A 19,057-nucleotide genomic window follows, 5' to 3' on the forward strand; every position below is an offset into this window, starting at 1 on the left:
CCCCCCCGCCACCTGAACGACGAGAGTCCGCCGCCATGTACGAGTTGTCCCGGGTCCGCCTCTACTCCATCGGACCCGCCGGTGCGCGCTACGCCGACACCGTGCTCGACCTGCGCGGAGTAGGGGAGCCCGTGCCCCACCCCGCCCCGGCCCAGGCGGAGTTCTTCGAGGAGGAGCCGGTCGGGCCCCCGCGCCGCCCGGCACCCGCGGGAGTGCTCTTCCTGGAGAACGGCGGCGGCAAATCCGTCCTCCTCAAGCTGATCTTCTCGGTGATGCTGCCCGGGCACCGCAACACCCTGGGCGGCGCCAGCTCCGGCGTACTGCGCAAGTTCCTGCTGGCCGACGACTGCGGGCACGTCGCCCTGGAATGGCAGCACACACTCACCGGCGAATGCGTCGTCGTCGGCAAGGTCAGCGAATGGCGCGGCCGGCAGGTCTCCAATGACCCGCGCAAGTTCGCCGAGGCCTGGTACTCCTTCCGCCCCGGCCCCGGGCTCAGCCTCGACAGCCTGCCCGTCGCCGAGGCCACCTCGGTGGGCCGCCCTGCCGAGGGCGCCTCCGGGGCGCGGGGCCGGCGGCGCACCATGAAGGGCTTCCGCGACGCCCTCATGGACGCAGGCAAGTTCTACCAGCACCTCGACGTGCACTGGGAAGAGATCCACGACCGGTGGAACGAGCACCTCGGCGACCTCGGCCTCGACCCCGAACTCTTCCGCTACCAGCGTGAGATGAACGCGGACGAGGGCGAGGCGGCCGGCCTCTTCGCCGTCAAGAAGGACTCCGACTTCACCGACCTGCTGCTGCGGGCGGTCACCGACACCCGCGACACGGACGGCCTCGCCGACCTGGTCAGCGGCTTCGGCAACAAACTCGGCCGCCGCGCCGAACTCACCGCCGAACGCGACTTCACCGCCGGATCCGTCGACCTGCTGGGCCGGATCGTCGAAGCCACCGGGGCCCGGGCCCGCAGCCGCGACATCCACGCCGCGGCCGAGCGGCGCACCCGCACCCTCGCCCGCGGACTGTCCGCCCGCGCCGCCGGGGAACGCGCCCGCACCGCGGAACTCGCCGGGCAGGTCACCTCCGCCGCCCGCACCGTCACCGAGGCCGAGAGCACCCGCGGGCACCGCGACCTGATCGCCGCCGAACTCGCCTACCGGCACGCCTCGCTGGCCCTCGCCGCCGCGGAGAAGGGCGCGGCGGCCCAGCGCCGTGAACTGGGCGACGCCCGCACCCTGCACGCCGCCTGGCAGGCCGCCGAGGCGGTCCTGCGCCACCGCGCGGCCGCCGACCGCTCGGCCAGGGTCGCCGTGGCCATCCGCGAGGCCGAACGCGACGCCGCCCCCGCCCTCGCCGCCCGTGCCACCGCCGCCGCCGATCTCGTACGCGCCCTGCACACCGCCGCCGAGGAAGGCGAGCGGGTCGCCGACGAGGAGGAGGAGCGCTCCGCGGTCCTCCAGGCCACCGGCGAGGCCGCCCACCGCGACGCCACCACCGCGGCCACCGAGGCCCAGCGCGCACGCAGCGAGGCCGGGCACCTCCGCCAGCGCCTCGTGGAGGTCGAACAGGAGACCGCGGAAGCCGTGCGGGCGGGCTGGCTCGACGACACCGCCCCCGACGCCGACCCGGCCCGCGCGGCCCTCGCCGCCAACGACGCGGAGAAGGCCGCCGTCGCGGCCTGGGACACCGCACGGGAGGCGGCCAGGAGCACCGCCGACCACGCCCGCGAGGCGGCGGCGGCCGAAAGCCGGGCCGAACTCGCCGCCGCCCGGGCCGCCGACCGCGCCCAGAGCGCCGAGCGGTCGTACGAGGCGGAGCGCGGCGCCGCCGCGTCGATCGCCTCCGACCCGCGCCTCGCCGAACTCCTGGGACTGCCCGGGGCCGCCGGGGTGCCCCGCCCCCGGCGCACCGCCGGCCCGGACGCACCCGGCCCGGCCGACGGCGCGCCGGCGCTCACCGCCGAGGAACTCGACACCGGAGCCGAGGAGGTGCGCGAACTGCTGGAGACGGGCATCGCCGCCGCCGAGCGCAGGCTCTTCGACATGCGTACCGCCGCCGCCGACGACTCCCGCATCCTCGGCGCCCTCGGCGACGGCGGACTGCTGCCCCCGGGCCCCGACGTCCTGGCCACCGTCGAGTACCTCGGCGAACACGGCATCCCCGCACTGCCCGGCTGGCGCTACCTCGCCCAGTCCGTCGACCCCCTGGACCACGCGGCCGTGCTCGCCGCCCGCCCGGAACTCGTCGACGGGGTCGTCATCACCGACCCGGACGCGCACACCAGGGCCCGCGAGGTGCTCGGCTCCGCCGCCCTGCTGCCCCGCTCCGCCGTGGCCGTCGGTACCGCCGCGGCGCTCCTGGCGCCCGTACCCGCCGGGGGCGGTCCGGCCGCGGACGGCGTCTTCCTGGTACCGCCGAACCCCGCCATGCACGACGAGCACGCAGCCGACGAGGAACGCCAGGCCCTGCGGGCGAGGGCCGCCGCACGGGACGAGGACATCCGCGCGCTCGCCGCGCGGCTCGGGGCCGACCGCGCCCTGGCCGCCAGGATCGGCTCCTGGCGGGCCGACTGCCCGCCGGGCATGCTCACCGAACTCCGGGAGGCCGCCGCCGCCGCACGCACCGCCGCCGAGACCGCGGAGACCCGTCTCGCGGAGGCCCGCACCGTCCGGGCCGAGGCGGACGAGGCGGCGGCGGAGGCCGCCCGCGTCCGCGACGAGAGGCAGGAGGCGGCCCAGCGCGCCCGCCGGGCCGCCGACGCGCTGGCCGGGCTCGCGCACCGGCTGCGCGACCGGGCGGCCTGGCAGGCCAGGCTGCGGGAACTCACCGACGAGGCGGCCGAGTCCGAGGCCCGTGCCGCCGCCTGCCTCGACCGGGCCCGCGCCGCCGACGAGGACCGCAGGGCGGCCCAGCGCGCGGCGGACGACGCCCATCGCACCTCCCGCGCCCTGCGCGCCGAACGCGCCGAGATCGCCGGTGCCCCGGAAACACCGCCCGACCCCGTGCCCGGTGGCGCACGCGTCTCGCTGCCCGCCCTGCGCGAGGCATACCGGGCGGCCTCCCAGCTGTACGAGAAGGTCGGTGTCGGCGCGGACCTGCGGGCCGAGCAGGCCCGGGCGGAGAGCGACGAGAGCGCCGCCCTCGCCGAACTCGACCGCCTCACCAACAAGGTGCGCACCCGCGCCGCCCAGCTCCTGGAGGGCACCGACGGCGCCGACGGACCTTCCCGGCAGGCCGCGGCGGCCCGCGCGGAGTCCCTCGTACAGCTCCTGGAGACCCGGGCCTCCTCGGCCAGCGAGCAGCTGGGGCGGCTGCGCGGTGAAGCGGAACGCCTCGCACCGGCCGACGGCGAGGCCCGGCACACCGAACTCCCCGGGGACCTCGTCCCCGCCGACGCGGAACAGGCGCAGGCCCTGCTGCGGACCGCGACCGCCGAACTGGCCGCGGCCACCGCCGCCCTGGAGACGGCACGCGCCGTCCACACCGAGCTGCTCCGCGCCCACCGCACCGCGGAGGACTCCGCGAGCGGCTTCGACGAGATGGCGGCCCTCCTGCGCGACCTGCTGCGGGAGGCCGCGTCCGACGAGGCGCCGGAGGAGGACGCCCCCTACCCGGGCACGCTGGAGGAGGCGAGGCGGTCCGCGGCCGAGGCCCGCCGCTCGCTGCGCGGCTGCTCGGCGGACCTCTCGGCGGCCGAGGGCTCGGTGCGGGAGGCGAGCGACGTGCTCGTACGGCACGCCAACTCCACCCGCTACGAGCAGGTCCGCACCCCGGCCCGGCAGCAGATCCGTGAACTCCCCGCCTCCGCCCTGCCCGACCACGCGGAGAAGTGGGCCGCGGCCTTCGCGCCCCGGCTGCGCGTACTCACCGACGAGCTGGCCCAGCTGGAACGCAACCGCGACTCCATCGTGGACCGGCTGCGCGGGCTGGTGGAGTCCGCGCTCACCACCCTGCGCTCCGCCCAGCGCCTCTCCCGGCTCCCCGAAGGGCTGGGGGAGTGGTCGGGCCAGGAGTTCCTCCGGATCCGTTTCGAGGAACCCGACCAGGCCACCCTCACCGAGCGGCTCGGCGAGGTCGTCGACGAGGCCACCCACGCGGCCCTCAGGAAGAACTCCGACCTCCGCAGGGACGGCATGTCCCTCCTGCTGCGCGGTGTCCAGGCGGCGCTCCGGCCCAAGGGCATCGCCGTGGAGATCCTCAAGCCCGACGCGGTGCTCCGCGCCGAGCGGGTCCCGGTGGGACAGATGGGCGACGTCTTCTCCGGGGGGCAGCTCCTCACCGCCGCCATCGCCCTGTACTGCACCATGGCGGCCCTGCGGAGCAACGACCGGGGCCACGACCGGCACCGCCACGCCGGGACCCTGTTCCTGGACAACCCCATCGGCCGCGCGAACGCCACGTACCTGCTGGAACTCCAGCGCGCGGTCTCCGACGCACTCGGGGTCCAGCTGCTGTACACGACCGGTCTCTTCGACACCACGGCCCTCGCCGAGTTCCCCCTGGTCATCAGGTTGAGGAACGACGCGGACCTGCGGGCCGGGCTGAAGTACATCAGCGTGGAGGAGCACCTGAGGCCGGGGCTCCCGCAGCAGGACCCGCAGGGCGAGACGGTGCATGGTGAGATCACCGCGACCCGGATGTTCAAGCGGGCCGCGCCGTCCGAGGAAGCAGCGGGCGGGCCGGCGGTCCCGAGGACACGCGCGGAGACCACCCCCCGGCCCCCGGCGGACCGGCCGAAGCCCGCGGATCAGCCGAAGCCTGCGGATCAGCCGGACCTGGCGGGACAGCCGGACCTGGCGGACCTGGCGGACCGGCCGGACCGCTGACGGTCCGGGAGCACCCCCGGGCTCCCCGGGCCGCCACCGGCCCCGGGAGCCCGGCCGGCCGCGCCCCGCTCAGGCCCGGGAGAGGCCGCCGGCGCCCCGGCGGCGTATTCGGGAGTCACGCCGGGCCTGCGCCTTCGCGGCCGCCCGCGCCCTGCGCCGCTCACGCCGCATCCGGCGCGCCGTGCTGCTCGGCACCGACACCACACCGTGGCGCTGGTTCCACACCTGGCGGGTCACCCAGACGTCCAGCACCGACCAGGTGGCGACCACCGTGCTCGCCACGCCGCTGAGGATCATCGGGAACGCCAGCCACGACCCCGCCAGGGTGCACAGGAAGGCCACCACGGCCTGGATCAGCGTCAACGACATGATCAGGACGGCCCGCACGGCCGCGGCGCGTACCGGGTCGGGCATCCGTCTGCGTATCGCGGGCTCCTCCACCCACAGCTGCTGCCGGGGCACCGCGGCGCCGCCCGCCGGCCCCGCTCCCGGCACCGGCGTCCCCCGGCGTCCATCCGTCACCACGGACCTTCAACTCCCCTCCGCCGTACGAGTCAGGGGTGGCTGCCCGGTGCGTGCCCGTTCTACGCCGGCGGAGTGCTCCGCCGTGCCGGACGTACCCCGAAAGGTCGTCTGCCCCCGTACAGGGGGACGAACGCCGGGGTACGAAGATTCCCGTCGAACGCCCTCAATCAGACCCGAATACCCACAGGGCGAAGAGATCCGGCCAACTGCCTGCCGCTGAGATGTGGCGTTCGTCCAGGTCTTCTGTGTCACTTGCGCGAATTTCTTCGCCCGGAATACCGGGACAACTGGTGATCAACGCGCGGAAGGGAGGCCGAAAATCGTCCGGGCACACCTTCGAGTTGTCTGTGAGTCAGTAGTAGGCTCGCGCCGTTTGTTGACGGAACACCGACGATCCTCCGGCGCACCACCGGACGACCGGAACGACGCCGGAACGACCAACCCCCGCCGGGCGGGGTCGAGCTGGGGGAGGCCATGCGCTTTCGCGGGAAGTCCATCCGCCGGAAGATCGTGGCGTTGCTCCTCGTGCCGCTCGTCTCTCTCACGGCCCTCTGGGTCTTCGCCACCTACGTCACAGGCCGGGAGGCCCGCGCCCTGATCGGCGCCGGTTCCGTCGTGGAGAACATCGGCCACCCGCTTGAAGACACCGTCCGCGCCGTCCAGGACGAACGCCGCCAGACCCTCGTCTTCCTCGCCGACCCCCGCGCCTCCGACGCCCTGCCGGTCCTCCTGCGGCAACGTGCCGCCACCGACCGGGTCGTGGCCGGTGTCCGCCGCAGCGCCGGGCGCGACGACGTCCGCGACGCCCTGAGCCCGGACGCCGAGGCCCGGCTCGACTCGATCCTCGGCAAGGTCGACGGACTGGACGCGCTGCGGTCCTCCGTCGAGCGGCGCACCATCGACCGGACCAGGGCGCTGGAGTTCTACAACGGCCTGATCGACCCGTGCTACCGCTTCCTGAACGGGCTCCACACCATGGAGAACGTCTCGATGGACAAGCAGGTCAGGGCGCTGGTCGGCGTGTCCCGGGCCCGCGAGATGCTGTCCCGTCAGGACGCGCTCATCGCCTCCGGCCTGATCGCCGGACGGCTCGGGGCGCCCGAACTGCGTGCCGTGTCCGACCTCGCGGCGAGCCGCGAGCTCCTCTACGAGGTCAACCTCGAACTGCTCCCGGCCTCCGAACGGGCCCGCATGGAACAGTACTGGTCCGGCCCCGGCACCGAGCCCCTGCGCACCGCCGAGCAGAAGCTCATCGCCGCCGGGCCGTTCGAGCGGCCGGGGGCCGTCGACGCCGCACGGTGGCAGCAGGTGGCGCCGCCGGTGCTGGACCACCTGGCCGACGACAGCACCGAGATGGCCAACCGCTTCCAGGACCGTGCCGAGCCCGCGGGCTACCGCGTCCTCATCCGGGCCGGGGTGGCCGGTGTCCTCGGATTCGTGGCCCTGGTCGTCTCGGTCTTCGTCTCCGTCCGTGTGGGACGCGCGCTCGTGCGCGATCTCTCCCGGCTCCGCAAGGACGCCCACGAGGTGTCCGGCGTACGGCTGCCGAGCGTGATGCGGCGCCTCGCCGCGGGCGAGCAGATCGACGTGGAGACCGAGGCCCCGCACCTCGACTACGACAAGGACGAGGTCGGCCAGGTCGGCCAGGCGCTCAACACCCTCCAGCGGGCCGCCGTCGAGGCCGCCGTCAGACAGGCCGACATGCGCCGCGGCGTGTCCGAGGTGTTCGTCAACCTGGCCCGCCGCAACCAGGTGCTGCTGCACCGCCAGCTGACGCTCCTGGACGCCATGGAGCGGCGTACCGAGGACAGCGACGAACTCGCCGACCTGTTCCGCCTCGACCACCTCACCACCCGCATGCGCCGCCACGCCGAAGGGCTGGTCATCCTCTCCGGGGCGGCCCCCTCCCGGCAGTGGCGCAAGCCCGTCCAGCTGATGGACGTGGTGCGCGCGGCGGTCGCCGAGGTGGAGGACTACGAACGCATCGAGGTCAGGCGGCTGCCCCGGATAGGCGTCGGCGGGCCCGCGGTCGCCGACCTGACCCATCTGATCGCCGAACTCCTGGAGAACGCCACCGTGTTCTCGCCCCCGCACACCGCGGTCCAGGTGCACGGTGAACGCGTGTCCAACGGCTTCACCCTCGAGATCCACGACCGGGGCCTCGGTATGACCCCCGAGGTCCTGCTGGACGCCAACCTCCGGCTCGCCGAGACCCCGGACTTCGAACTCTCCGACACCGACCGGCTCGGCCTCTTCGTGGTCAGCCGGCTCGCACAGCGGCAGAACGTACGGGTCTCGCTGCAGACCTCACCGTACGGGGGGACCACCGCGGTCGTCTTCATCCCGGCGCAGCTGCTCACCGACGCCCCCGACACCCACGGAACGGGCTTCCGCCTCGACCGCAGGGCCGAGAAGGCCGTCGGGGGCCAGGACACGGGCGGCACCGGAGCGAAGTCCTCCGGAACGGCCGGACCGGGACCGGGCCTCGTACCGGTACCCGCCGGCCTCGCCCCGCTGGACGGGCCGGTCGAGCTCGAAGGGCCGGTCGAGGCACGGGAACTCGCCGCGGACCCGGCGCTCGACCGCGCCCTCGACCCGGCGCTGGGACCGGTCCTCGACGGCGTGTCCGACCTGGAGGACACCGAGAGCGAGCGCGGCGGCATCTTCCGCGCCCGTGGACTGCGCCGCGACGCCGAGCGCGAACAGCACCAGCAGGCAGCCGACCAGCCGGAGGGGCACACCGCGGAGGTCCGGCCGATGCGGCCCGCCGGACCCGTCCCGCTGCCCCGGCGCAAACCGGCGGGCCAGGCCGCCCGGACCCGCCGGATCCCCGAGACGGGCCGCGCCCGCCCCGCGCCCGCCGGCCGGACCCCCGGACTCCACGCCGACGGCCCGGCCGGGGACCGCCGGACACCGGCGGCCCCCGCGCCCGGCACCGCCGCACCCGGCACCATCGGCGGACTGCCCCGCAGGATCCGCCAGGCCAGCATCGCCCCACAGCTCCGGGAGGACGCCGCAGGGCGGACCACCGGCCAGGCCCCCGCACACACCGTCGATGACTTCGAACGTGACGCGGACGAAGTACGCAACCGCATGGCCTCGCTCCAACGCGGCTGGCAGCGCGGCCGTCGGCAGAACGCCGAGGACGCGACCGGCCCCGGCGAGACCGCACCAGGAACCACTCCGGGAGGGGACGGTCGATGACCGCACCGAACGCCACAGCAACCGACACCGCACGCCAGGACTCCGGCCGGCTCAACTGGCTCCTCGACGAACTGGTCGAGCGCGTCTCCAGCATCCGCAAGGCGCTGGTGCTCTCCAGCGACGGCCTGGCCACCGGCGCGTCCCGGGACCTGGCCCGTGAGGACAGCGAACACCTGGCCGCCGTCGCCTCCGGGTTCCACAGCCTCGCCAAGGGCGTGGGGCGCCACTTCGACGCGGGCCGGGTCCGCCAGACCGTGGTCGAACTCGACGAGGCGTTCCTCTTCGTCACCGCGGCGGGCGACGGCAGCTGCCTCGCCGTCCTCGCCGACGCCGACTCGGACGTCGGACAGGTGGCGTACGAGATGACCCTGATGGTCAAGCGGGTGGGGGCCCATCTCGCCAACAGCCCCCGGACGACCGGTATGCCCGCCGGAGGGTGAGGGGATGGGATGAGCGCCGACTCCGTCCGGAAGACCCCCGCAGCGACCGGCACCCCGGCCGGCTCCCGCTGGTACGACGCCGAAGCGGGACCGGTGGTACGCCCCTACGCCATGACCAGGGGACGCACCGGCAGCGCCTCCCGCCACCGTCTCGACCTGATCGCGATCGTCGTCCCCGAACCCGAGGCCGACGATCCCGGCCGGGACCGGACGCTCTCCCCGGAACACGTGGAGATCGTCGAACTGTGCAGCGACATGCCCCAGTCGATCGCCGAGCTCGCCTCCGGACTGGACCTCCCCGTGGGGGTGGTCCGCGTCCTGGTCGGTGACCTCGTCGAGGAACAGCTGGTGCACGTCACCCGTCCCGTTCCGCCGGCCGAACTGCCGGACGTGAACATTCTCCGCGAGGTGATCAATGGCCTTCGGGCGCTCTAGCCGCAAGAAGCGGCCCGTGGAGCCCGTCACCCTGAAGATCCTGGTGGCGGGCGGCTTCGGGGTGGGCAAGACGACCCTGGTCGGCGCGGTCAGCGAGATCCGCCCCCTGCGGACGGAGGAGAGGCTGAGCGAGGCCGGGCGCCCCGTCGACGACGTCGCCGGCGTCGAAGGGAAGAACACCACCACGGTGGCCATGGACTTCGGCCGGATCACCCTGCGCGAGGACCTGGTGCTCTACCTGTTCGGGACCCCCGGGCAGGACCGGTTCTGGTTCCTCTGGGACGAACTGGCCCAAGGAGCCCTGGGCGCGGTCGTCCTCGCCGACACCCGGCGGCTGGAGGACTGCTTCGCCGCCGTCGACTACTTCGAGCGGCGCGCCATCCCGTTCACCGTGGCCGTCAACCTCTTCGAGGGCGCGGCGCGGTTCCCCGTCGAGACGGTACGGGCGGCGCTCGACCTCGACCCGGGTGTACCGGTGCTCATGTGCGACGCACGTGACCGCGCCTCCGTACGCGATGTGCTGGTGGCGGTCGTGGAACACGCCCTGGCACGCGCGGACGCCCCCAGGGAACCCGTCGGGACCTGACGGCCGGGGCACCGGCAGGACCGGACCCGCGTGCGCCCCGCGCCCGGACCCGCCCGGGCCGGCAGAAGACCCGGGCGCGGTCCGTACCCCCGCCGACAGGGGTACGGACCGCGCGCCGGGACCGGCCGGCGACGGCCGTGGCAGGAGTGTTCACCCACCGTGACCACGCGTCAACCCTGTGCGCCGGAAGGCCGTCAGCCGTTCTCCGCCAGCCACTTCTCCGCGGTCTCCGCCAGTTCGTGGTCCCGCCCGGCGAGCATCATCCGGATCATCTGCGCGTCACCGCGCAGCGACCACGCCGGGTGCCCGAACGTCGCCGGATTGTTCTTCTCGATCAGGAAATGCGCCGGCCAGGCGGCTCCGTAACCGAGGAGCGGCAGGGCGGCCAGATACCTCTTCCGGCCACGGGCGAGCCCGTACGCGCTGACGGCGAGCCCGGTCAGGGTGCCGGTCAGATGGACCCAGCGGGTCGCCGCCTTCGAGTGCATCGCGACGTAGTAGGGCCAGAATTCTTCATACGATCCGAATCTCTGCTGGGACATACAGGCACCGTAACGGTTCCGCTCGCAACCGGACACGCCTCTGCGGCGTCAGGAACAAGTGCGGGCGGCCGGAGCCCACGGGGGTGGTCCCGGTCGCCCGCACCGGCCGGCCCCGTGCCCGCGCGCCTCAGTGCCCCGCCACCGACCGCCGGTCCACCGGGAAGTCGAAGTAGGTGTCCGGGAAGGTCTCCGGCCTGTAGGTGAAGTGCCACCACTCCTCGGGCAGGTTCACGAAACCGGCGTCGGTCAGCGTCCCCTTGAGGAGTTGCCGGTTCGCCCGCTGCTCGCCCCCGATCCGCGGATCGTCCGTGTGCGACAGCGTGTCGAAACAGTCGTACCCCGTGCCCATGTCCACCGAGCTGTCCGGGAAACGCTCGCCCCGGGGCGCGTAGCACGGGACCAGCTCCTCACCCGGCACGTACGGCCCGGCCGGCCGGGCCGGCAGCCTCACCAGCGTGAGATCGACCGTGCTGCCGCGACTGTGCCCGGACTTCTCCGCGATGTAACCGTCCGCGAACAGCCGCGACTTGTCGACCCGCGGATAGAACTCGCCCTTCATCACCTGGTCGTCGAGATCCTTCGCCCACCGCACGAAGTGGTCCACCGCCCGCTGCGGCCGGTAGCAGTCGTACACCTTCAGCGAGTACCCCTGCCGCACCAGCCGCCGCTGTGCCGTGCGCAGGGCCTCGGCGGCCGGACGGGTCAGGATGCAGACGGGCCGGCGGTAACCGTCGACCGCCTCGCCCATGAAGGTGTGCGCGGTGGCGTACCGCATCTCGGTCAGGACGGTCGGGTCCACGGACCGCAGATCGACGAACTCCCGGGGAGCCCTGGGCTCGGGCACCGCCAGGGCCGGGGGAGAGAACGCGGTCACGGCGAGCAGAGCGGCGGCCGCGGTGGCCAGGACACGGAGGGTACGGGCAATTCCTGTCATGGGCACATCGTCTACCAGTTCCACGGTCCCAGGAGAAGAGCGATCGGATACAGTCCGGCCGTGAAGGACTCCCACTGCGGCAGCTGCGGAACCTCCTGGTCCACCGGCACCTGGCCCCGGACCTGCGCCCACTGCGGCCACACCGCCTACCGCAACCCGCTCCCGGTCGCCGTCGCCCTGCTCCCCGTCACCGGCCCGGCCGCCACCGGCCTCCTGGTCATCACCCGCACCATCGCCCCCCGACGGGGCGGCATCGCCCTGCCCGGCGGATTCATCGACCACACCGAGGACTGGCGCCACGCGGTCGTCCGCGAACTGCGCGAGGAGACCGGCGTCCTGGCCGAAAGCGGCGACGTACGCCTCGCGGACGTCCTCAGCTCCCCGGACGGCCACCTGCTGGTCTTCGGTCTGCTCCCGCCCCGGCCCGCCGCCGCCCTCCCGCCCTCCGCGCCCACCGGCGAGACCTCCGGACACCACGTGCTCCACGCCCCGGACGAACTGGCCTTCCCCCTGCACACCGAGGCCGTACGCAACTGGTTCGCCGGCCGCTACCGCTGATCCGCGCCGGCCGCCCCCCGCACCCGCACCGGATAGGGAACCGCCTCCCGCGAACCGTCCCGCTCGACCACCACCCGCCCGTCCGCCAGCCGCGACGTGTACCGCTCCGCCTCCGGCCGGACCCACCCGTCGCCCACGTCCCGTACGACCACCCCGCCCCCGCCCCGCCCCGCCACCGGAGCCCACGCCTCCAGCTCCAGGCCGCCGTCCGCACCCCGCACCGGGATCACCGCACCCGCCCGGGCCAGCACCGGGATCCGCGCCAGGGGCGCTTCCACCAGCACCCGCCCCGGACCCTCGTACACCGCCCCGGTCGCCGTGTCGTACCAGCGCCCCCGGGGCAGCCGCACCACCCGGTGCTCCGCACCGCTCTCCAGCACCGGCGCCACCAGCAGCCCACCGCCCAGCAGGAACTGGTCCTCGCAGTCCCGCAGCGCCCGGTCCCCGGGCGCCGACCACCACACCGGCCGCACATAGGGCGCGCCGGTCAGCCGGGCCAGATGGGACAGCGTCACGAAATACGGGCGCAGCCGCTCCCGCTCCACCAGCGCCGCCCTGGCGTGCGCCAGCACCGCCGGCCCGAACTCCCACGGCTCCCGCCGCCCCGCACCGGTTGCCGCGTGCGCCCGGAACAACGGCAGATACGCCCCCAGCTGGAACCACCGCAGATACAGCTCCGGCGACGGCGACCCGCCGGAACCGCCCACGTCCGGACCCGAGTAGGGCACCCCGCACAGCCCCGTCCCCAGCACCAGCGCCAGCGACGCGCGCAGCCCCGGCCAGCCCGTCGCCACCTCACCCGACCAGGCGCCCCCGTACCGCTGCATCCCCGCCCAGCCCGACCGCGAGAACAGGAACGGCCGCTCCTTCGGCCGCAGCCGCCGCAGCCCCTCAGAACCGGCCCGCGCCATCGCCAGGCCGTACACGTTGTGCGCCTCACGGTGATCGCCCCCACGGCCCTCCAGCACATGCCGGGCCGAACGGGGCAGCGTCGGGTCACCGAACGCGGAGAAGGCCACCGGTTCGTCCATGTCGTGCCAGACCCCGGAGAAACCCTGCTCCAGCCGCTCCGCGTACAGCCCGCCCCACCACTCCCGCACCAGCGGATCGGTGAAATCCGGATAGACGCACTCACCCGGCCGCGCCTCCCCGCGCACCTCGCGCCCCCGCGGATCCCGGACGAACGCCCCCGAGGCACCCACACCCCGCCCCGCCTCGAACACCGCTTCCCCCGGCGCCGCCCGGACCGCCGGACCGACGGCCGACACCAGCCTGGTCCCGTCCTCCCGCAACTCCTTCGCCAGCCCCGGCAGACCGGGGAACCGGGAGCGGTCCACGGTGAACACCCGGTGCCCGTCCAGATGGCCGGTGTCCAGGTGCAGCGCCGACAGCGGCAGCCCGTGCTCCCGGTACCCGGCCGCCACCCGCCGCACCTCGCGCTCACCGCCGGAGCCCCGCCACGCGTGCTGGAGACCCAGCGCCCACGAAGGCGGCACCGCGGGCGCCCCGGTCAGCGCGGCCCAGCCGCTCAGCACCCGGGCCGGCGTCCCCGCCACCAGCCAGCAGCGCAGCGGACCCCCCTCCATCCGCACCTCACAGGTGCCCGGCCGGTCATGGCCCGACCCCGCACCCTCCTCGCCCTCCCGGAGCGTCACCCGGCCCGCCCAGCTGTTGTCGTGGAACGCCAGATGGGTCCCCGCGTCCGACACCACCAGCTGCACCGGCATCGTCAGATGCAGCGGATCGTCCCCCGGCCCGAACCGGCCCCCCGGACCGGTGTTCCACAGCCCGTACGTCCCCCCGCGCAGCCGCGGCCCGCCGGCCCGCCCGCCCAGCCCGAAGAAACGCGCGTCGGCCGGCACCCGGGACCGCTGCACCCACCGTGCCGCGCCCCCGTCCGCCGGCTCCCACCACCGCGGCGGCAGCTCCCGGCGCAGCAGCACCCCGCCCGGCGTACGCACCTCCACCGCCCCGTGCCGCGACACCGCCACCGTCAGCCGCTCCGACACCACCTGCCAGCCACCGTCGGTGTCCGGCTCCAGCTCCGCCCGCGGATCGGCCTCCGGGGCGGCCCCCGGCAGCGCGTACGAAGGGAGCGGCTCCGCACCGTCCCACGACCAGAACACCGCACCGCCCACCGCCACCCGGATCCGCAGCCGCGAGCGGGCGAACCGCACCACACCCCCGCCCGGCCCCGGCTCGGCACTCACCAGCAGACCCGGCACACGGGCCCGCTCGGCACCACGCGGCGCCAGCGCCCGCGCGTCCGTACGCCGCCGGCGCCATGCCGAGCGCACCGTACGCATCCCCTGTACAGAACCCGCCGACCTCACCGAGCGCACCAGATCACGACCGTCCATGCGGGCCACCCTGCCACTCGCCGGCCCGGCAACGGGCTCCGTTCAGCCTCCGTTCACCTGCGCCCCGCCCACGGGACGGACAACCGGAGGAACCACCCACCCCGAGGACCCTGGTGCGAAGGACGATCACATGGCATCGTCCGTAACTGCCGCTCACGCGCACACCCCAGCCCGTGCGCGCGAGACGCCCACCCGCGTACCCGTACCAGGAGCCGCCCCATGACCACAGCAGCCGGCGAAGCGCCCCTCTGGCAGCCCGGCCCCGAACGCATCGGGGCGGCGGCCGTCACCCGCTTCCAGGACTGGGCGGCCGGACGGTACGGCGCCCCCGCCGGCGGCGGCTACGAAGCCCTGCACCGCTGGTCGGTCGAGGAACTCGACACCTTCTGGAAAGCCGTCGCCGACTGGTTCGGCGTACGCTTCTCCACCCCGTACGAGCAGGTCCTCGGCGACCGCGCCATGCCCGGCGCCCAATGGTTCTCCGGCGCCGCCCTCAACTACGCCGAACACGCCCTGCGCACCGCCGAGGACCCCCTGCGCGCCGACGCGCCCGCCCTGCTGTACGTCGACGAGTCGCACACCCAGACCCCGGTCAGCTGGAGCGAACTCCGGCGCCAGGTGGGCTCCCTGGCCGCCGGACTCCGGGCCCTCGGCGTCACCCCCGGGGACCGCGTCAGCGGCTACCTCCCCAACATCCCGCAGGCCGTCGTCGCTTTCCTCGCCACCGCCGCCGTCGGCGCCGTCTGGACCTCCTGCGCCCCCGACTTCGGCGCCCGCAGCGTGCTCGACCGCTTCCAGCAGGTCGAACCCGTCGTCCTGTTCGCGGTCGACGGCTACCGCTACGGAGGCAAGGAGCACGACCGCACCGCCACCGTCGCCGAACTCCGCGGCGAACTGCCCGGGCTGCGCGCCGTCGTCCACATCCCGCTCCTGGGCACCGAAGCCCCCGAAGGCGCCCTGGACTGGGCCGCGCTGACCGCCGCCGACACCCCGCCGGTCTTCGAACAGGTCCCCTTCGACCACCCGCTCTGGATCCTCTACTCGTCCGGGACCACCGGACTGCCCAAGGCGATCGTCCAGTCCCAGGGCGGCATCCTCCTCGAACACTTCAAGCAGATCGGGCTGCACTGCGACCTCGGCCCCGACGACCGCTTCTTCTGGTACACCTCCACCGGCTGGATGATGTGGAACTTCCTCGTCTCCGGCCTGCTCACCGGCACCACCGTCGTCCTCTACGACGGCAGCCCCGGCTTCCCCGACGTCCAGGCCCAGTGGAGGGTCGCCGAACAGACCGGCGCGACCCTCTTCGGCACCTCGGCCGCCTACGTCATGGCCTGCCGCAAAGCCGGCGTCCACCCCGGCCGGGACCTGGACCTCAGCAGGGTCCAGTGCGTCGCCACCACCGGCTCACCCCTCCCGCCCGACGGTTTCCGCTGGCTCCACGACGAGATCGCCGAAGACCTGTGGATCGCGTCGGTCAGCGGCGGCACCGACGTCTGCAGCTGCTTCGCCGGAGCCGTCCCCACCCTGCCCGTCCACATCGGTGAACTCCAGGCCCCCTGCCTCGGCACCGACCTCCAGGCATGGGGCCCGGCCGGCGAACCGCTCACCGGCGAGGTCGGCGAACTCGTCGTCACCGCACCCATGCCCTCCATGCCGGTCCGCTTCTGGAACGACCCCGACGGCAGCCGCTACCACGACAGCTACTTCGACGTGTACCCCGGCGTCTGGCGCCACGGTGACTGGATCACCCTGACCGACCGCGGCTCCGTCGTCATCCACGGCCGCTCCGACTCCACACTCAACCGGCAGGGCGTCCGCATGGGCTCCGCCGACATCTACGAAGCGGTCGAACGGCTCCCCGAGATCCGCGAATCCCTCGTCATCGGACTGGAGGAACCGGACGGCGGCTACTGGATGCCCCTCTTCGTCCACCTCGCCGAAGGCGCCGTACTGGACGACAGGCTCCGCGACAGCATCAGGCGGACCATCCGCGAGAACCTCTCCCCGCGCCACGTACCCGACGAGGTCATCGAGGTCCCCGGCATCCCGCACACCCTCACCGGCAAACGCATCGAGGTCCCGGTCAAGCGGCTCCTCCAGGGCACCGCCCTCTCCAAGGCGGTCAACCCCGGCTCCGTCGACAACCTGGAACTCCTCCACTTCTACGAGGACCTCGCCCGCAAGCGCCGCTGAACACCCCGGACCGGCCCCGCTGTCAGTCCCCCTGTTTACGCTGGGTGAGCAAGTGATCACCGGTACGACAGGGGGACCCATGGAACGCACCAGGAACCACCGGAACACCGGACACGGCCGCCGGGCCGCCCGCCGCCGGCCCGGCCCGTCCGCACGGCGCGCGCTGCGCCGCGAAGCACCGAGCACCGTCGGCCTCCTGGTCGACCCCGGCGACTTCGCGGCCATGCGCGACTACCGCACCTTCACCTTCGACGACCACACCGAGTACCTGCGGCAGGTCGAGGGCCTCCTCAGGACACTGACCGCCCACGGCACCCACACCACCGTCGCCCTCTTCGACCCCGGGGACTACGCGGAGTACTGCGCCGGGTCGGGCCTCGACCCCGACCGGTACGAGAGCCGCAGCCGCTACACCGCGGAGATCGCCGCCACCGGCGCCACCGTGGCGTACACGGGCCAGCCCATCGACACCCTCATCCCCCTGCTGGTCTCCCGCGCCGTCCGCCGCGCCACCTGGGAGTACGCCACGATGCTCCTGGCCGGACTCGGCGACTGCGCCGACTGCGGACAGGACGTCGGACGCGCGGCGTTCGACCGGGCCTCCCATCTGCTCTCCCGCCTGCTGGAGACCGCGGGCCCGGGCACGCACCACCTGGTCTGCAGCACGCCCGCCCAGGACGAGCAGCTCCTCGCACTCCTGCACACCACGGGGGACGCCGGCGGCGGGAACCACACCGACCCCTCGGAGGGCGCCGAATTCGCCACGGTCCTCGCGGTGGGCGTCGCCCTCGGGACCGAGGGAGGCGTCGTCCTGCGCACCACCGCGCCCGGCGCCCCGGACCGCGTCCACGGCTGGCGCCTGATCCGCGGCAGCCTCGTCCCGCTCACCGCCGGCGAGGTCTTCGACGCCTACTGCACGGACGCCGACACCGGGGAGCCCGTGGCACCGGAGCCGGACGTGGAGTACCGCGCGGGCTTCGACCTCGGCGCCGACCGGCCGGAGGCGCACCACTGACCGGACCGGCACGACGGAGGGGTCCCCGCCGGACCGGCGGGAACCCCTCATCCTCACTTCACCCCGGCGCGGACGCGGGCGGGGCCGCGGCCTCACTCGCCCGACAGCACCGCCTGCGCCGCCAGCCGCGCCTCCTCGGCGGAATCCACCGCGCGCGCGGCCGAAGCGGCACGCTCGCACTGCGCGAACGTGTGCTTCGCCAGCGTCGCGCGCACATAGGGGATGGACGCCGCTCCCATCGACAGCGAGGTGACCCCCAGCCCGGTCAGCACACAGGCCAGCAGAGGATCCGCCGCGGCCTCGCCGCAGACGCCGCAGCTCTTGCCCTCCGCGGCGGCGGCCTCGGCCGACAGCGCCACCAGATCCAGCAGGGCCGGCTGCCACGGGTCCTGCAACCGGGACACCGCACCGACCTGGCGGTCGGCGGCGAAGGTGTACTGCGCCAGGTCGTTGGTCCCCAGCGACAGGAACTCCACCTCCCGCAGGATCGACCGCGCCCTGAGCGCCGCCGACGGGATCTCCACCATCGCCCCGAACTTCGCCCGCAGCCCGGCCTCCCGGCACGCGTCGGCGAACGCCTTGGCGTCGGCCCGGTCCGCCACCATCGGCGCCATGACCTCCAGGTACACGGGAAGCCCCTCGGCGGCCCCGGCCAGCGCCGTCAGCTGCGTACGCAGCACCTCGGGGTGGTCCAGCAGGCTGCGCAGCCCCCGCACACCGAGCGCGGGGTTCGGCTCGTCGGCGGGGGTGAGGAAGTCCAGCGGCTTGTCGGCCCCCGCGTCCAGCACCCGCACCACCACGCGCCCCTCGGGGAACGCCTCCAGCACGGCCCGGTAGGCCGCGAGCTGCTTCTCCTCGGAGGGCGCCCGCGTGCTGTCGTCCAGGAACAGGAACTCCGTACGGAACAGACCGACGCCCTCGGCACCGGCCTCCAGGGCGGCCGGAAGATCGGCGGGCCCGCCGATGTTGGCCAGCAGGGGCATCCGGTGCCCGTCGGACGTGGCCCCCGGCCCCTTCGCGGCCGACAGTGCCGCCTTGCGGGCAGCGGCGGCCGACTCCATCTCCGTCCGGCGGTCCTCGCCGGGATCGACGAAGACCTCGCCGGTGCTGCCGTCGACGGCCACCACCGTCCCCTCGGCGATCTCGACCGCTCCCGGCAGGGCCACCACGGCCGGCACACCGAGCGCCCGGGCCAGAATGGCGCTGTGGCTGGTGGGCCCGCCCTCCTCCGTCACGAACCCCAGGACCAGCGCCGGGTCGAGCAGGGCCGTGTCGGCCGGAGCCAGGTCGCGGGCGATCAGCACATACGGCGCGTCACTGTCCGGCACCCCGGGCATCGGCACACCGAGCAGCCGCGCCACGATGCGGTTGCGCACGTCGTCCAGATCGGCGACACGCCCCGCCAGGTACTCCCCGGCGTTGGCCAGCAGGGCCCG

Annotated in this window: 13 protein-coding genes (1 of these 13 running past the window's edge); 8 read left to right on the top strand and 5 right to left on the bottom strand. The window is 74.3% G+C overall.

Annotated features, from left to right (window positions below):
- Positions 1-35: 35 nt before the first annotated feature.
- Positions 36-4,826, top strand: coding sequence for a hypothetical protein (locus CP967_RS29480; RefSeq protein WP_150490886.1), 4,791 nt, complete (start codon positions 36-38; stop codon positions 4,824-4,826).
- A 69-nt stretch (positions 4,827-4,895) separates the two neighbouring features.
- Here CP967_RS29480 and CP967_RS29490 read toward each other — a convergent pair whose 3' ends face one another.
- Positions 4,896-5,351 (bottom strand): hypothetical protein, encoded by a 456-nt coding sequence (locus CP967_RS29490; RefSeq protein WP_373300453.1) that lies wholly within the window; start codon positions 5,349-5,351, stop codon positions 4,896-4,898.
- A 474-nt stretch (positions 5,352-5,825) separates the two neighbouring features.
- Here CP967_RS29490 and CP967_RS29495 point away from each other — a divergent pair, with 474 nt between their 5' ends.
- Genes CP967_RS29495 through CP967_RS29510 form a run of 4 tightly spaced genes read left to right on the top strand, consistent with a single transcriptional unit; the run spans position 5,826 to position 10,016 of the window.
- On the top strand, positions 5,826-8,555 hold the full coding sequence (locus CP967_RS29495) for a sensor histidine kinase (protein WP_150490887.1): 2,730 nt from the start codon (positions 5,826-5,828) through the stop codon (positions 8,553-8,555).
- Positions 8,552-8,995 carry a roadblock/LC7 domain-containing protein gene (locus CP967_RS29500; protein WP_150490888.1) on the top strand — a complete coding sequence of 148 codons (444 nt, stop codon included), beginning with the start codon at positions 8,552-8,554 and terminating at the stop codon, positions 8,993-8,995. Before CP967_RS29495 ends, CP967_RS29500 begins: the two co-directional genes overlap by 4 nt.
- A 9-nt stretch (positions 8,996-9,004) precedes the next feature.
- Positions 9,005-9,430, top strand: coding sequence for a DUF742 domain-containing protein (locus CP967_RS29505; RefSeq protein WP_150490889.1), 426 nt, complete (start codon positions 9,005-9,007; stop codon positions 9,428-9,430).
- Complete coding sequence (locus CP967_RS29510; RefSeq protein ID WP_150490890.1) at positions 9,411-10,016, top strand: GTP-binding protein; 606 nt, start codon at positions 9,411-9,413, stop codon at positions 10,014-10,016. The genes CP967_RS29505 and CP967_RS29510 overlap by 20 nt, the downstream gene beginning before the upstream one ends.
- A 194-nt stretch (positions 10,017-10,210) precedes the next feature.
- Here CP967_RS29510 and CP967_RS29515 read toward each other — a convergent pair whose 3' ends face one another.
- Positions 10,211-10,558 carry an Mpo1-like protein gene (locus CP967_RS29515; protein WP_150490891.1) on the bottom strand — a complete coding sequence of 116 codons (348 nt, stop codon included), beginning with the start codon at positions 10,556-10,558 and terminating at the stop codon, positions 10,211-10,213.
- A 127-nt stretch (positions 10,559-10,685) separates the two neighbouring features.
- On the bottom strand, positions 10,686-11,492 hold the full coding sequence (locus tag CP967_RS29520) for a M15 family metallopeptidase (protein ID WP_150490892.1): 807 nt from the start codon (positions 11,490-11,492) through the stop codon (positions 10,686-10,688).
- A gap of 60 nt (positions 11,493-11,552) precedes the next feature.
- Here CP967_RS29520 and CP967_RS29525 point away from each other — a divergent pair, with 60 nt between their 5' ends.
- Positions 11,553-12,050 carry an NUDIX domain-containing protein gene (locus tag CP967_RS29525; protein WP_150490893.1) on the top strand — a complete coding sequence of 166 codons (498 nt, stop codon included), beginning with the start codon at positions 11,553-11,555 and terminating at the stop codon, positions 12,048-12,050.
- Here the strand turns inward: CP967_RS29525 and CP967_RS29530 are convergent.
- Positions 12,041-14,410 carry a glycoside hydrolase family 31 protein gene (locus CP967_RS29530; RefSeq protein ID WP_150490894.1) on the bottom strand — a complete coding sequence of 790 codons (2,370 nt, stop codon included), beginning with the start codon at positions 14,408-14,410 and terminating at the stop codon, positions 12,041-12,043. The two genes, CP967_RS29525 and CP967_RS29530, sit on opposite strands and share 10 nt — an antisense overlap.
- A gap of 219 nt (positions 14,411-14,629) precedes the next feature.
- On the opposite strand from CP967_RS29530, the gene CP967_RS29535 reads away from it, so the two are divergent.
- Entirely contained in the window at positions 14,630-16,606 is a 1,977-nt protein-coding gene (locus tag CP967_RS29535; protein ID WP_150490895.1) for an acetoacetate--CoA ligase, read from the top strand.
- Positions 16,607-16,685: 79 nt separating this feature from the next.
- A complete protein-coding gene (locus CP967_RS29540) occupies positions 16,686-17,621 on the top strand; it encodes a hypothetical protein (protein WP_150490896.1) in 936 nt (311 codons plus the stop codon).
- 92 nt (positions 17,622-17,713) lie between these two features.
- Here CP967_RS29540 and ptsP read toward each other — a convergent pair whose 3' ends face one another.
- Positions 17,714-19,057, bottom strand: the 3' portion of a protein-coding gene (gene ptsP, locus CP967_RS29545) for a phosphoenolpyruvate--protein phosphotransferase (protein WP_150490897.1). 327 nt of this gene lie beyond the right edge of the window; the window shows 1,344 of its 1,671 coding nt (coding positions 328-1,671); its start codon lies off the right edge, out of view; the stop codon is at positions 17,714-17,716.

Origin of the sequence: Streptomyces nitrosporeus (genome assembly GCF_008704555.1) — a bacterium.
Lineage (GTDB): Bacteria > Actinomycetota > Actinomycetes > Streptomycetales > Streptomycetaceae > Streptomyces > Streptomyces nitrosporeus.